Source organism: Antrihabitans stalagmiti (assembly GCF_016482825.1).
GTDB classification, from domain to species: domain Bacteria; phylum Actinomycetota; class Actinomycetes; order Mycobacteriales; family Mycobacteriaceae; genus Antrihabitans; species Antrihabitans stalagmiti.
In genome coordinates this window covers 829,216-843,018 of sequence record NZ_JAEMNV010000003.1, presented here as the reverse complement: position 1 = coordinate 843,018, position 13,803 = coordinate 829,216, and the positions used below count along the sequence as shown (strand labels likewise).

15 protein-coding genes are annotated in these 13,803 nt (G+C 63.4%); 6 read left to right on the top strand and 9 right to left on the bottom strand.

Annotation, left to right across the window (positions count from 1 at the left end; translation table 11 throughout):
* Positions 1 to 168: 168 nt before the first annotated feature.
* Together JGU71_RS12695 and JGU71_RS12690 are read right to left on the bottom strand one after the other, a co-directional pair.
* Positions 169 to 1,128: an AurF N-oxygenase family protein gene (locus tag JGU71_RS12695; protein WP_199704458.1), complete on the bottom strand. Its 960-nt coding sequence runs from the start codon at positions 1,126 to 1,128 to the stop codon at positions 169 to 171.
* A gap of 13 nt (positions 1,129 to 1,141) precedes the next feature.
* Entirely contained in the window at positions 1,142 to 1,543 is a 402-nt protein-coding gene (locus tag JGU71_RS12690) for a hypothetical protein (protein ID WP_199704457.1), read from the bottom strand.
* A 162-nt stretch (positions 1,544 to 1,705) separates the two neighbouring features.
* Between JGU71_RS12690 and JGU71_RS12685 the strand changes: the two genes are divergently transcribed.
* Together JGU71_RS12685 and JGU71_RS12680 are read left to right on the top strand one after the other, a co-directional pair.
* Positions 1,706 to 2,875: a sensor histidine kinase gene (locus JGU71_RS12685; RefSeq protein ID WP_199704456.1), complete on the top strand. Its 1,170-nt coding sequence runs from the start codon at positions 1,706 to 1,708 to the stop codon at positions 2,873 to 2,875.
* Between the two features lie 17 nt (positions 2,876 to 2,892).
* Complete coding sequence (locus JGU71_RS12680; RefSeq protein WP_372433165.1) at positions 2,893 to 3,543, top strand: response regulator; 651 nt, start codon at positions 2,893 to 2,895, stop codon at positions 3,541 to 3,543.
* Between the two features lie 38 nt (positions 3,544 to 3,581).
* On the opposite strand, the gene JGU71_RS12675 is transcribed toward JGU71_RS12680, so the two are convergent.
* Both JGU71_RS12675 and JGU71_RS12670 read right to left on the bottom strand, forming a co-directional pair.
* Positions 3,582 to 4,757 (bottom strand): IS30 family transposase, encoded by a 1,176-nt coding sequence (locus JGU71_RS12675; RefSeq protein ID WP_233529169.1) that lies wholly within the window; start codon positions 4,755 to 4,757, stop codon positions 3,582 to 3,584.
* A 78-nt stretch (positions 4,758 to 4,835) separates the two neighbouring features.
* Positions 4,836 to 6,350: a hypothetical protein gene (locus tag JGU71_RS12670; protein ID WP_199704454.1), complete on the bottom strand. Its 1,515-nt coding sequence runs from the start codon at positions 6,348 to 6,350 to the stop codon at positions 4,836 to 4,838.
* Between the two features lie 121 nt (positions 6,351 to 6,471).
* On the opposite strand from JGU71_RS12670, the gene JGU71_RS12665 reads away from it, so the two are divergent.
* On the top strand, positions 6,472 to 7,194 hold the full coding sequence (locus tag JGU71_RS12665; RefSeq protein ID WP_199704453.1) for an LmeA family phospholipid-binding protein: 723 nt from the start codon (positions 6,472 to 6,474) through the stop codon (positions 7,192 to 7,194).
* Positions 7,195 to 7,230: 36 nt separating this feature from the next.
* On the opposite strand, the gene deoC is transcribed toward JGU71_RS12665, so the two are convergent.
* Positions 7,231 to 7,917 carry a deoxyribose-phosphate aldolase gene (gene deoC, locus JGU71_RS12660; protein ID WP_199704452.1) on the bottom strand — a complete coding sequence of 229 codons (687 nt, stop codon included), beginning with the start codon at positions 7,915 to 7,917 and terminating at the stop codon, positions 7,231 to 7,233.
* 77 nt (positions 7,918 to 7,994) lie between these two features.
* Between deoC and JGU71_RS12655 the strand changes: the two genes are divergently transcribed.
* From JGU71_RS12655 to purU, 3 genes are read left to right on the top strand one after another with little or no spacing between them, the layout of a single operon-like run.
* Positions 7,995 to 8,507 carry a GNAT family N-acetyltransferase gene (locus JGU71_RS12655; RefSeq protein ID WP_199704451.1) on the top strand — a complete coding sequence of 171 codons (513 nt, stop codon included), beginning with the start codon at positions 7,995 to 7,997 and terminating at the stop codon, positions 8,505 to 8,507.
* Positions 8,508 to 8,517: 10 nt separating this feature from the next.
* Entirely contained in the window at positions 8,518 to 9,369 is an 852-nt protein-coding gene (locus JGU71_RS12650; RefSeq protein ID WP_199704450.1) for a class I SAM-dependent methyltransferase, read from the top strand.
* 26 nt (positions 9,370 to 9,395) lie between these two features.
* Positions 9,396 to 10,283, top strand: coding sequence for a formyltetrahydrofolate deformylase (purU, locus tag JGU71_RS12645; protein WP_199704449.1), 888 nt, complete (start codon positions 9,396 to 9,398; stop codon positions 10,281 to 10,283).
* Positions 10,284 to 10,322: 39 nt separating this feature from the next.
* Here purU and JGU71_RS12640 read toward each other — a convergent pair whose 3' ends face one another.
* The 4 genes from JGU71_RS12640 to JGU71_RS12625 form a co-directional block, all read right to left on the bottom strand.
* Positions 10,323 to 11,384, bottom strand: coding sequence for an alpha/beta fold hydrolase (locus tag JGU71_RS12640; protein WP_307829616.1), 1,062 nt, complete (start codon positions 11,382 to 11,384; stop codon positions 10,323 to 10,325).
* A gap of 73 nt (positions 11,385 to 11,457) precedes the next feature.
* A complete protein-coding gene (locus tag JGU71_RS12635) occupies positions 11,458 to 12,318 on the bottom strand; it encodes a MerR family transcriptional regulator (protein ID WP_199704448.1) in 861 nt (286 codons plus the stop codon).
* 40 nt (positions 12,319 to 12,358) lie between these two features.
* The gene (locus tag JGU71_RS12630; protein WP_199704593.1) at positions 12,359 to 13,282 is read right to left on the bottom strand and encodes an AurF N-oxygenase family protein; all 924 of its coding nucleotides are present in this window, start codon (positions 13,280 to 13,282) and stop codon (positions 12,359 to 12,361) included.
* Positions 13,283 to 13,458: 176 nt separating this feature from the next.
* Positions 13,459 to 13,785 (bottom strand): DUF2516 family protein, encoded by a 327-nt coding sequence (locus JGU71_RS12625; RefSeq protein ID WP_199704447.1) that lies wholly within the window; start codon positions 13,783 to 13,785, stop codon positions 13,459 to 13,461.
* Between the last annotated feature and the right edge of the window lie 18 nt (positions 13,786 to 13,803).

The following is a 13,803-nucleotide window of genomic DNA, read 5'->3' as shown; positions in this document are numbered from 1 at the left end:
GTCGAACCGACTGAACCATCAACAGTGGGAAGTAACCCCCGCCTACGCACCGGCGCAGCATGTTTCGGTTCCGAACCGTACGCCTGACCCGCTCGGTTGTCGCCTGAATTTACTCAGGCGGCTTCGCCGCTCGTGCGTCCTTCCGGAGGGCCCTACCTCCGAAAGGACTCACGAGTCGAGGCCCACACGCCGCCACAACCAGCGATAACGCGGCGTCACAAGGCCCATGTCGTCGCAGAGCCTGCGAACGCGGCGAATCGAAGCAATCGTTTCCGCTCGATGAGTGGGGTTCTTGTCGTACGCCTCCAGGATGACCGAGCGAGGGATGTCGTAATTCTTGATGAGCTGCGGCGAGGGCTTCATCATCTTCTGCGCCATGACCGCAAGGATGATCGGCGCGCCGACTGCAAGCGGAAGTCGCCCGAACCAACTCAGGTTGGCCACGCTGGTCCGCAGGTAGCTGTTCGCAAACGACACATGACGCGCTTCCTCCGTCACATGAATGCGCATGACCCTCTCGAACAGCGGATGTAGCTCGCGTCCGCTGCGCAGTACTTTGCGCTGCAGGTAGTCGACGGGTTCTTCTCCACCTAGAACGAAAATGAACAACATCGGCGGAAACACCCGGCCGAGTTCTTTGATGAATCGTGCTCCGAAACGGTCCGACGGCGTCAGCCCGGCTGCATCGAAGCCACTCCGGTTGACGAACTCCTGGAACATCAGCGAGTGCTGTGCTTCCTCGATGACCTCGTGATATGCGTACCGGAACTCCGGTGCCCCGTTGGGCAGTGCGCCGGCGAACTCCAGCAGTCCCTGCTTGAGCACCCGTTCGAACTCCAACCCGAGCTTCATTGCCGACGCGATGGAGTCCAGTCCGAAGCTTGCCTTGGTTCGTGCTGGCAGCGCGCGATACCAGTCCGTCTCTGTGATCGGGTTGTAGGCCGGCAGTTCCCAGCGTGGGTCGGCACGATCGATCGCGAAATCTGCAGCATCCCAATCGATATCGCCGTAGGCATCGAAGTGATGGGTAACAGACAGGCCGCTGAGCCGAGCCAGCAGCTTCGTGTACTTGTCGCGGTCCGCGTCCGCGACGTCGTCGTGTGCGGGGGTCTCGATCGAACTACTCATTTCAATCTCCCTGTCAGGCAATGGTTTTTGTGAGACGCAGTACCGGATTGCCATCAGGCCGGCGGCCCGTCGCATGTTCGGCGATCATCAGTTGCTCACTGCGCCGGGCGCTGCGCAGTGCAAGCGACCGCCTCGAGTAGGCGTCGAGCAGCGCGCGCAGTGTCGGCTGTTCGGCTGCCAATTCGTCCCACCCCGACTGCGTCGGAGCGCCTTTCTCGATCGCAAAGTCGAGTTTCACCGCAAGGTGTGTGTTCCAACGGTGTTGCAGCGCAAGCAATACTCCGCCCGCGCCGCCGAACAACCGTTCCACCTCGAGGAGTCCGTCGAGTTGCAAGCCGTGCTCAGGATTGCGCCGAGCGCGCTCCAACACCGTTTCGATAATGAACGTGCGTGCGTGCACATCCGACCAAGTCATCGTCCCCACCTTCCCGTTTCGGAACCGATGCTTGAAACGCTACGGAGAAATCACCGTCGCCTCGCCGTGCCCGAGTCGGGACTTTCCCTCCTACCCAGGTAGGACGTCACGACCACTCCTGGCACGATGCGAAAGACGGGGGTGGCCCTCTACGCTGGACCAATGCGCGTGACAGATCGACTGTCGGCAACTCTCTCCGCCCGCGGCTACGACTATCCGCGCCAATACGTGTGGCTGGTGCCGCTGACTTTGTGCGGCGCCGCCATCTGCGCGGTAGGCCAGCGCCATGCCTTACTTCCGTTCCATATCGTCGTCTTGGCGGGGTTGGCCATCGTCACCGAATGTGTACTGTCGGTGGTCCTCGGCTGGAACTCGCATCTTGTTTTCGTGACCGTCAATGTTGTTGCGTCGTACTTGCTTATGCGCCATTCGGTCGAGGTGGACTTCACGCCGATCGTTCTCATCACGATGACCATTGCGGTGGCAGCGACGTCGAGTTGGCGGGTCAGCCTTCCCGCTACCGCGGCCGCCGTCGTGACGCTCATATTGTCCGATCTCAGCTCCCAGGTCGAGCGCCTCTACATCGCCGGGGTGCTGTTCGCCTGGCTGGTCGGCTGCATGATGCTTACCCAACTCCGCCTCCTTCACCAAGAACGCGCGACGCACGCCAGCCGTGCAGCCGAAGCCGCAGGTGACGAGCGCAGGCGCATCGCCCGCGAGGTGCATGACGTCGTCGCCCACTCGTTGAGCATCACACTTCTGCACGTAACAGGCGCGCGACGAGCGTTGCAGCAGGACCGCGACATCGACGACGCAATCGAGGCGCTCACCGACGCGGAGCGGATCGGCCGGCAGGCCATGACCGATATCCGGCGGACCGTCGGGCTGCTCGACATGGGACCGTCCACCACCGCACCGGAGCCCGACCTCGACGATATCGACGACTTGATCGCCGATTTTCGGCGAGCGGGACTGCCTGTCGGATACGAACGCTGCGGAAATTTCGAACTCGTCACTGCGGCGACAGGTCTCGGCGTCTACCGCATCGCGCAGGAGTCGCTTGCCAATGTCGCCAAACATTCCCCCGGTTCGCGTACCGGTGTCGAACTGAGGATCGAACAGGAGACGGTCGAGTTGTCGATCGTCAACACCCGCTGTGCAACAGTCGAATCCACAGGCGGGTCCGGTATCGACGGCATGCGTCGGCGAGCCGAACTGCTCGGAGGGACACTGACCGCAGGCCCGGACGGAACCAAATGGGCTGTACACGCGGTACTGCCGCTTATGGTCAGCGACGCTCACTGTCCGATCGGGCTCGTGGGGCGGCAGTGAGCGAAACCGATATCAAGGTGCTCCTCGTCGACGACCAGGAACTGGTGCGGTCCGGGCTGCGCCGCATCCTTCGCCGCAAGGACGGGTTTGTCATCGTCGCCGAATGCGTTGACGGCGAGGATGTTCCCCACGCAGTGCGAACCTTCGCCCCCGACGTAGTGGTTATGGACCTTCGGATGAAAAAGGTCGACGGCATCGAAGCAACGCGTCAGTTGCAGACCGAGGACAAACCCCCACCCGTCTTGGTGCTGACCACCTTCGACGACGACAGACTCCTGTCCGGTGCACTTCGCGCCGGCGCAGCCGGATTCGTTCTCAAGGATTCCGCTGCCGAGGATCTGATTCGCGCCGTTCGCTCGGTCGCGAGCGGGGATTCCTATCTCGACCCGGCAGTGACGTCGCGAGTTCTGACGGCATACCGAGCATCGGCGCCAGCGGCCACGTATCGGGCCGACGGCGCCAACGAGCTGACCGCCCGCGAGCGCGACGTACTCACCCTCATCGGCCGTGGTCGCAGCAACGCCGAAATAGCTTGGGAATTAGGCATTTCCGGAGTAACGGTGAAAAGCCACGTGGGCCATATCTTTCTGAAACTCGGTCTCAGAGACAGAGCGGCAGCGATTGTCTACGCATTCGATCGCGGCATCGTCACGCCGGGCGGAACCTAGGCGGCTTCGCCGCTCGTGCGTCTTTTCGGAGGGCGAATTCACGCGGTGGACGCAACATCTAGCAATTTGTTGAGTCTTTCCTGTGGAGTCTGCCAGTCGAGTGTCTTGCGTGGGCGTTGGTTGAGTTGGAGAGCCACCTCACGCAAGCGCTCGACCGAGTGCACGGACAGCGTTGTGCCTTTCGGGAAGTACTGACGCAGCAATCCGTTGGTGTTTTCGTTGGTGCCCCGCTGCCACGGGCTGTGCGGATCGCAGAAGTACACCTGCATCGCTGTGGCCATGGTGATCTCGGCGTGACGCGACATTTCCCGTCCTGGATCCCAGGTCACGGACTTCTTCAACGCCGCAGGCAACTCTGCGACGGCGGCGATCATCGCATCACGCACCGCGATCGCGTCGAACCCGTCCTGCAACGGCAACAGCATGACGAACCGCGTTGTCCGTTCCACCAGCGTCCCGATCGCGGACCCGTTGTTCTTGCCGATGATCAGGTCACCCTCCCAATGCCCGGGCACCGCGCGATCAGCGACCTCGGCCGGCCGCTGGGAAATGTTGACCATGTCCGGAATCCGCCCGCGCCGCTCATCGCTGCGACGCTGCACCTTGCGCAGCGCACGCCCGGTCCGAAGATGCTGCACCAGTTCACGTTTGAGGCCACCCCGGGCCTGCACATACAGCGACTGGTAGATCGTTTCGTAGGACACGTGCATCTCCGAGCAGTCCGGATAGGTCTGCTTCAGAGTGGCCGAGATCTGCTCCGGGGACAACTTGTCTGTCAACAGTTTCTGCACCTGTTCGCGCAGTGCAGCGTTGACGGCCAGTTTGGCCGGCTTGGGGCGGCGAGCCCGCAACCGCGCTGCCCGCTCCGCAGCATGCGGACGATACTTCGCCAGGTAGTCGCTGTTGCGTTTGAGCTCGCGACTGACCGTCGACGGCGCCCGGCCCAACACCGCAGCGATGGCCCGCATCGTCGCACCGGCGATCCGCATCTCATAGATCACTTCACGCTCTGCGACGCTGAGATAGCGCCCCGAGGGTGGGCTCGGTGGTCGTGGACGCACACCACCGTGCTCCCGTACCCATTTCTGCGCGGTCGTGACACCGACACCGACGGAACTGGCAGCGTCGGGTACCGACACCCCCGAACCCCGCAAATCCCAGAATCGATACCGAACCGCACTCTCGATCCACGGCCACCGTCCAACACCAAGCATCTTCGTCAACACCCCTCAATGATCAGCGATGTTGCGTCGACCGCATGAACCCAAGGAGGGCCTGACCACCAAAAGGACTCACGAGCGGCGGAGCCGCCTCTCCAGAAATCGCGGCCGATTGCTCAAGGCGCCGACCGCCGTCGCAAGGCCCAACGCCGACCCCGGCTCGAACGGCAGGCGCCATAGACCGCCGTGAGCGGCACCTTCGTAGAACAGTTCGACAGGGTTGTCCTTCGCATCGACCGCAGCGGGGACGAACACGTCGTGCACCAGCTTCGCTGCGAGCAGCGCCGACGCAGTCTGCGGCTCGAAGATCTCGACCCCGAACCTCTTCGCACCGTGATAGGCGCTCGCGAGGAATTGATTCTTGGTGACCGATTCCGTCCACGATGCGGGCGCAACGTTGAACGACACGTTCGCGCCCGAGGCGCGCGTCACGATGCCTCGCCACCGTTGAAGTCGTTTTGCCAGAGCATAATTCGGCCCTTGAATGCGGATCTGCGTATCCGCGAGGCCCCAGTGATTACCTTCGAAGTCGACGACCTCGTCGAGATAGTTCGGCCGAAACAACGCCGACCGCGACGTGAAGCGAAGAACATCCTCCAGCGGACCTTTCGCACCTCTGCTCGCCCAGCGACGCCGCGCCTCGGCCATCACGTCGGCCTTGACCGCGTAGCAGTCGGTCGGGGTCGCCAGATACGCGAGCGTCACGTTGCTTCGGTTGGCGAGCAGGTCGGCCGCGATGAGGTCGGTCGCCAGTGTCACCTCGACATGTGCCCGACCGTCCGCGTAGGCGTACATGCCGAAGACCAGCTTCTTGCGCTTGCTGGTGTTGGCGTAGATCCACTCGAGCAACCCGCCGAAGTCTCGACGCACATCCGCACCCGCGCCTGCTGGACCGAACGGATACGTCACCGATCCCGCACCGGCCTCTGCCCGCGCAGTGATCGAGTTCCACCGTGCAGCGTCCGGTAGATCGACGGCAAGCACGTCTGCACCCCACTGCGTGAGCATCGAGTACGGACCCATTTCGGAGTCCGCACCCACAACGACGACCTGATGCCCGGGCAACGCGAGCCACTTCGGATTGTCGACGACGCGTTCGAGCGCCGCGACGAAGCTCGGCTCGACGATTCCACGGTTACGCCAGTCGACCAGTTTCGCGCGCAACGCTGCGCCGCTGAGGACGGTATCGCCGAACGGGACCCGCAATTCGGTGACCGGCTCGGCTGACCCGCGAACGACCTGCGAGGTGAACGTCGTGGTTTCGGCTCGCCACGCGTCGTCGGCGAGCACAGTGTCCGTGCCGTCGCCCGCTAGATACCGGGCGAGGGCGTTGGCTCGGCGCAGACCCGCACCGGCTATGCCGACCGCACAGGTCGGCGACGATGCACTCAACGCCGTCAACGCCCGGAACGCACCCGGGTACTGCGACCGCCATTGCCGGGAGGACTCGATGGCCTGCGCCAGATCCGCGTCGTAGGAACGAACGGCGTCGGCGAGCACGGCCCGCGCAAACTCCGTCGAACTTCGACCGCGGAATGTCGATGGGAGCGCAATGCCGGTGCGCGGTTCCTCGGCCTTGCTCATCATGTGCGCAACCCTGCCACGAATGCGCGACAACTGCGGCGATCGCCCAGCTTGTGTCGCCCGTCACAAACCCAGCACACAGTCTTCACAGAGTTGGGTAAGAAAGTTCGTGGAGAATCGGCTGATGCGAAACAAGGCCGTACTGATATCGACGTTGGTAGTCGCCGCGTTGGTTGCCGCACTGATCGCAGGTGAGGTCATCGCGCGGCACACCGCGAAGAAATGCATGTCCCAACAGTTCGAAAGCCAACTCGGCACGCAGGTGGACATCGGGCTCAGCGTCAAACCGATGCTGCTGCAACTGATCGACAAGAAGGTCCCCTACGTGACCGTCGACAGCGACGATTCCGCCTTCGGACCTGCGAAGGACATGGAGGTCCACGCCCGGGTGAACGACGTGGTCGTCTCCGAATCGGCGCAGAGCAGCGGAACGATCGGCAGTTCGTCCGCCGACATCGAATGGCCGACGGCGGGAATCCAGACGACCATGTCCGAGCAGTTGATGGGTGGTCTGATCTCCGGTGTCCGCTCGAGCGAAAGCGACGGCACGCTGCTCTTCGCGGTCGGACCAGGTGGACTCGCGACCCTGACCGTCAAGCCCCGCATCGTCGGCGACGTGGTTCAGGTGGACACCATGCAGGCGCAGGTCCTCGGGATCGGACTGCCGACCGATCTCGTCGACGGTGTGGTCAAAGTGATCTCCGACAGCCTGCAGGCCTACCCGCTCGGCATGAAGCCGAAGTCGCTGGAGGTCACCGACGAGGGTATCCACATGTCCCTAGCCGGCGAGAAGTTCGTGATGCCACCGCCGCAGTCGGGTGCCGACAGCTGCGGCGTACTGAGCTGAACGGGAGACCGCTGAGCTGATCGGGAGACCGCTGCGCTAGGCGGGAAAACCATCGAGCACGGCGCGCGAGGCCGACAGACCGAGCCTCGTCGCGCCGGCTTCGATCAGCTGACGGGCAGCCTCGGCCGTCCGAATGCCACCGCTCGCTTTGACACCTGCGTGCGTGCCAACGGTCTCTGCCATCAGCCGCACGGCGTGAACGCTTGCCCCGCCCGCGGGATGAAAACCGGTGGAGGTCTTGACGAAGTTCGCTCCCGCTCGCACTGCGGCCCTGCATGATCCGACGATCGCCTGGTCGGTCAATGCGGCTGATTCGATGATCACCTTGAGTACCGTGCTCGGTTCGACGGCTTCGCGAACGGTGAGCACATCGGTGAGTACAGCGCCGAAATCGCCGGCAACAGCAGCGCCGACATCGATCACCATGTCGATCTCGACCGCTCCGAGTTCGACCGCAAGACGCGCCTCGGCAGCCTTCACAAGGGAGTGATGTTTGCCGGACGGAAAGCCTGCGACCGCGGCGACGAGCAAGCTCTCTGCCTTGATCGGCAGCATCGACGGCGACACACACACCGCAAGGACACCCAGCTCCTGAGCCTCGGCGACAAGTGCTGCAACGTCGACCGTCGTCGCTTCGGGCTTGAGCAGGGTGTGATCGATCATGGCGGCAACGCTCGCGCGGGTCAGTGCACCGGCGATTCCGCCGGACTTTGCATCGGACATGCCGATGAGCCTGTCACATACTGTGCGCGGTCCTTTCGAGTTGCCTGGACCTGCCGACAACGAGCAGACTGCGCGGTGTGCTGATTCGCCGCGAAACCTTCGCCGACACCGACGCCATAGCCGCCGTTCATCGCAGTGCTTTCGTCACTCCCGACGGCGGAGAACCAGCCGAAGCCACTCTCGTCACGCAACTCCGTGCCGACCCGAGCTGGATTCCCGAACTGTCGATGGTCGCCGATGTCGACGGCGACGTCGTCGGCCACGTTCTTCTCACCCACGCCACCGTCGGCAACCACAGGGTCGCAGCGCTCGGTCCGATCGGCGTAGCAAGCGACGTGCAGGGCGCAGGAATCGGTGCCGCGCTGATGCACGCGGTGCTCGGCGCAGCAGATGCTCTCGACGTTCCGCTCGTCGGTCTGCTCGGCCACCTCGACTACTACCCGCGCTTCGGTTTCGTGCCTGCAGCCGACGTCGGAATCACACCGCCGGACCCCGAGTGGTCGTCGCATTTCCAGGTCCGCACACTTGCTCGCTACGACCCGGCGATCACGGGCGAATTTCGCTACGCCGCACCTTTCCTAGAACTGTAGATTCGGGCGTATGACCAGCGCCGAGTACCGGACTCTGTTCAATTCGACCCGTTCGGATTTCACCAAGATCACACCGCTGCTGTGGGGTCCGGCCGGGCAGTCCCTCGCTTTCGCGATGCGTCATCGACCAGGCGACGTCGTCCTCGACGTCTGCTGCGGAACCGGCACGTCCGCGCTGCCTGCGGCGGCTGCGGTGGGTCCGACCGGACGGGTACACGGGATCGACCTTGCCGAGGATCTGCTCGAGGAAGGTCGCCTGACGGCATCGGCATGGGCGTTTCAGAACGTCGATTTCGTGGCCGCTGACGCAACTACCTGGGAACCACCGAGCGGCGTTCCCGCGGCGGGCTACGACGCGCTCTCCAGTTCGTACGGAGTGTTCTTCCTCCCCCATATGGATTCCGCTTTCGCCAGGTTGCTTCGCCTCGTCCGGACCGGTGGCCGGGTCGGGCTCGCGGTGTGGCGTGAGAAGGCATTCGCCGAGATCGCCGCCACGTATTTCGAGGTACTCGGACGCCGCCATCCCGAACTCGCGCAGGGACAGGCAGCGCCACGCACGCGCGGCATCGAAACCGCTCGCGAAGCAGGTGCGCGGCTCGATACCGCCGACAAACTCGCGGCGTGGCTCGGCGGGTTCGGCACCGAATCGATCCAGGTCACCGAGCTGTCGAATCTGCTCCCCGCAACGGAGGAGTTTTGTTGGAACCTGGTGCTGGGCAGCGGGTTCCGCGCGCCACTTGCCAAATTGGACGACGTGGCGATCGAGCAGATCCGTTCGGATTTCTTCGAGCTGGTCACCGACCGTGGCATTCACACGATCGACGCGGGCACGTTGATCGCAACGGCCGTCGTCACCAGGTGATTCGACCACCTGAGAGACTGTCGCCCATGAGCGTGCCCGCACTTCACGACGACCGTCGTATCGTCCTGACCCTCGGCTGTCCCGACAGTGTCGGCATCGTCGCCCGCATCACTGGATTCATCGCCGAAAACGGTGGATCGATCGTCGAAGCCGGGTATCACGCCGACGCGGCAACGGGGTGGTTTTTCACTCGCCAAGCGATTCGTGCATCGTCGGTCGCAGACGGCGTCGACGCGTTTCGTGCCAAGTTCGCGGGCGTCGCAGCCGAGTTCGGTCCGGAGACGGATTGGTCGGTCCACGATTCCGGCACCCCGAAACGTGTTGTGCTGCTTGTGAGCAAGGAGGGACACTGCCTGCACGACCTGCTCGGCAGAGCGGCAGGCGGGGAGTTGCCGGCGACGATCGAAGCCGTGATCGGCAACCACACTGACCTACAGCGTGTCGTCGAAGCTCACGGCGTGCGGTTTCACCACGTCCCGTTCGCCCGCGACCCCGCCGAGCGTGGTCCCGCATTCGACGAAGTACGCGAACTCGTCGACGCTCACAATCCCGACGCCGTCGTCCTAGCCCGTTTCATGCAGGTGCTACCCGCGGAGTTGTGTGAGCACTGGACCGGCAAAGCTATCAACATTCACCACAGCTTCCTGCCGTCGTTCGTCGGCGCCCGGCCGTACCACCAAGCATTCGCGCGCGGGGTGAAGTTGATCGGCGCAACCTGCCACTACGTGACGGCCGAACTCGACGCCGGACCCATCCTCGAGCAGGACGTGATTCGCGTAGACCATGCCGACGAGGTCCGCGACTTCGTCCGGCAGGGCCGTGACATCGAAAAGCTGGTGTTGGCACGCGGCCTGCGCTGGCATCTCGAGGACCGCGTACTCGTGCACGGCGGAAAAACGGTCGTCTTCAGCTGACTGGAGTGAAGACGACCGTCCGAGCGAGAAAGTAGAGCGTCAGCCCGCGACCGCGGTAACCGACCGACGCGATTTGCGGCGCTTCGACAGCGAACGCATCCGCACGATTTCGGCGTTGAATTCCTCGATTGCCTCGATGTTGCTCATGTGCCCGACGTTCGGCAGGATGACCAGCCGATCGAGCGCGCCGTGCATCGTGAGCGCGTCGGCAAGTTTGCGGGAGTGGCTCGGCGGGGTGAGGTTGTCGAACTCGCCACCGATGACGGTGGTCGGGACGGTCAAATTGCTCAGCGCGGCCGAGACGTCGAGCGATGCGAGGGCGAGGCCCCACTTGCCGCGAGCGCGACCCTTGCATGCGAACACGATGCGCTGGCAGAACTCGACCTGTTCCTTGGTCGAGGACGCCGACATGATGCGCGCGCGGAATACCGGACGAGCGACCGTGGCGAGTGGCGCGAGCGGGACAGGAGCGCCGAGAACCGCGCGCCCGAGCAGATCGGGGACCTTCGTGATGGCTGCGGGGAGGGGGACGACGGTGGTGTTCGCGACGAGGCGATCAGCACCGGTGCTGGTGAGCATGACGCCGCTCGCGTACTGCGTGACCTGCTTCGGATGCCGGCCTGCCCAGGCCATGATGCTCATGCCACCCATGCTGTGCCCGACGAGGAGGGCCTTCTTGCGAGGGGAAACCGTGGCCGCGAGGACAGCAGCAAGATCGTCTGCGAGTACGTCCACGTCGAGCTTGCGCTTTCCGAGCGTGCTGTGGCCGTGCCCGCGGTGATCGTAGGCAATGACGCGATACTTGCCTGCCAACGCGTTGATCTGCGGGTTCCAGTACTCGATGCGGCAGGTCCAGCCGTGGATCAGAACGATCGGCTCGGCATTGGCGGGGCCGTATGCGTGAACGCGGAGCTTGGCGCCGTCTTCGGTGACGAGCGTGACGATCTCGGGTTCGATGCTCGGGTTCCGCAACAGTTCGTTGTCCCACTCACGATCGGTGGGGTCGCGCCGTGTGGTCAGCCCTCGTAATGCTTCGACTGCATCGGCACGAATGCCGGGCATCGCCAAGTTACGCGCATACTTCCGTCGAGTAACGGTCACTTCACACTCCTTTGTGTTGCAGCCCACATTAGCGTGCTTGCGCGCTGCTTGCTACCGCTAGCACTGATGCAAATCAGCCTGCGGCAGTTGTGTTCTCTGTCGTCTCGGAGCCGGACATCGTTTCAGCGACCGATTCGAGCGCGGCGACTATCGCCTCGTCCATCACGTCGACCAGCAGCGAATGCACGACGTCGTGCACCAATGCTCGGCCCTTGTTGATCAGCTCGGACAGGCTTGCGATTGCGGTAGCGTCGAGTTCGAAAGCCGGACCGTCGGGAGCTAGATATTGGTCTGTGACCAAGTTCACAAAACGGTTCGCGACGTCGCGCAAGTCGAGCCGTACGACGGCCGCGTTGTCGAGAATGTCGGGCAACGGAACTCCGGCGTTCAGCAACAGCTCGGTGGCTTCGACCAAGCGTGGATTGGCGATCCGGAACGACTGACCCTCACGCTTGAGCAGCCCGCTGGCCAGCGCACGATCGAGATTGGCGTCGTAGTCCTCGGTGCCGATCAGCTCACGCAGCTCGTCGGCACCCAGCCGACCCGATTCGACGGTCCCGGACGGGCGGACCTCAACGCGGTCGGTATCGAGAATCTCTTCGACGCGCATACCGAACTGTGCTGCTGTCAGCAGCTCACTGATCGTCGCGAACGTGTACCCGCGGTCCAACATTCGGTTGATGACCTTGAGTCGTGACAGGTGCGCCTCGTTGTACCACCCGGTGCGGCCCTCGCGGCGTGGCGGCGGAAGCAGTCCACGGTCCTGATACACGCGTACATTGCGGACGCTGACACCGGCGACGCGAGCGAGGTCGTCGATCCGATACTCCGACGACGGAGTGGGGGACGTCTCGGTTGCTACGGAGGCGGGCGAAAGCACGCCCGCGATGCCGCGAAGCATCCGAGCGGACTCCGCAGCGATGAAGTTCGCCATCTCGTATCAGCTCCGTGTTCTGGCCTGGGTGAACCGGCCTCTAGATTGCGTGGGCGCGTCGAAGCAGGAACTTCGCCGGTCCGCCGATGAGACCGACCGCGTCGAGAAACTCGACCGTCTTGGAGCAGCCTTCACGCAGCTTGCGATGGTAGTGCTCGTTCTCGCTGCGGGCCTTCTTCGCCTCGCGGACGTCGAGTCCGGCGGCCTCGTAGCACTTGTCGTTGACGAGGCTCGTCAGGATGAAGTACGCCGTGACGCCGAGCACCAACTGCACTCCTGCGCGGCCGATCGGGTTCGAGTCCTCCAGCCTGCGGACGGTCTCTTCACGAGCGAACCGAATATGTCGAGCTTCCTCGGTCACGTGAATCTTGCTGACCGTCCGAGTGATCGGCTGAACGCGGTCGTCTCGCATGAAGTCGCGCTGCATCATGTCGAGGACTTCTTCGGCGAACAATGTGCCGCCGTAAGCGAGCGAACCACTTGCCACGGTCTTGAAGGCTCGCGCAGCCTGGTGAATCCACCACTTCGGCCGGTAGGACGGCACTCCGAACTTCGTCGCGGATTTGGCGAACATCGTCGAGTGTCTGCACTCGTCCGCGATCTCGGTGAGAGCGAACTGCACGTGCGCGGTGGACGGATCGTGGTCGTAGACGTCGCGGAGCAGCATCTGCATAAGGATCATCTCGAACCAGAGCCCGGTGCCCGCGATACTCGCTGCCTCGTGGATGGTGAGCGTGATCCGCTGCTCTTCGGTCATCCGGTCCCACAGATCGGTGCCGTACAGGCTGCACCATTCCGGAGTCATGCCGTAGAGGTCAGCGGGGATCGGGGCGTCCCAATCGACCTCGACCAGCGGGTCGTAGGACATCTTCGCCGACGAAGCGAGGAGGCGATTACCCGTGTCGTCCCGTTCCCGCGCCTTGACGAGCCGTGCGGCCCATTCGTCGTCGGTTCTGGTTTCCATGATGGTCATATCTGCTCCTCGCAACGTCATCGGTGCTCAGCGGATCTCGTTAAGACTTACCTAACGATACCATTGTCACAATGCTCATTGTCAAGGTTTGGGCACGGGCCGCAAGCGGCTCGTGAGTCCTTTCGGAGGCCCTGACCACCGAAAAGACGCACGAGCGGCGGAGCCGCCTACCAGCGCGGACCGCGCTGAACTTCCTCGACTCGAGGCCTGACATCGACGAGATACACGCAGATCGCAACGACCGCGATGATCCAAAGGAACATCACCGGCACAAGCAACAGAACCGCAAGCGATGCAGCGAGGATGCCGATCCACACGGGCTTGGTGAGCTTGTCTACTGCGGGAAACGCATCGGTCCGCTGTCGGACTGCGTGCACAAGTGCGAACAGCGCGCCTCCGATCGAGGCGAGCTGCAGACCGAACATGATCCAACCGGTCAACCCGGTGACAGAGGCGAACACAACACCATCATAGAAGGAACCGCCCCCGCACATGATCTGTGCGAGGGCGGT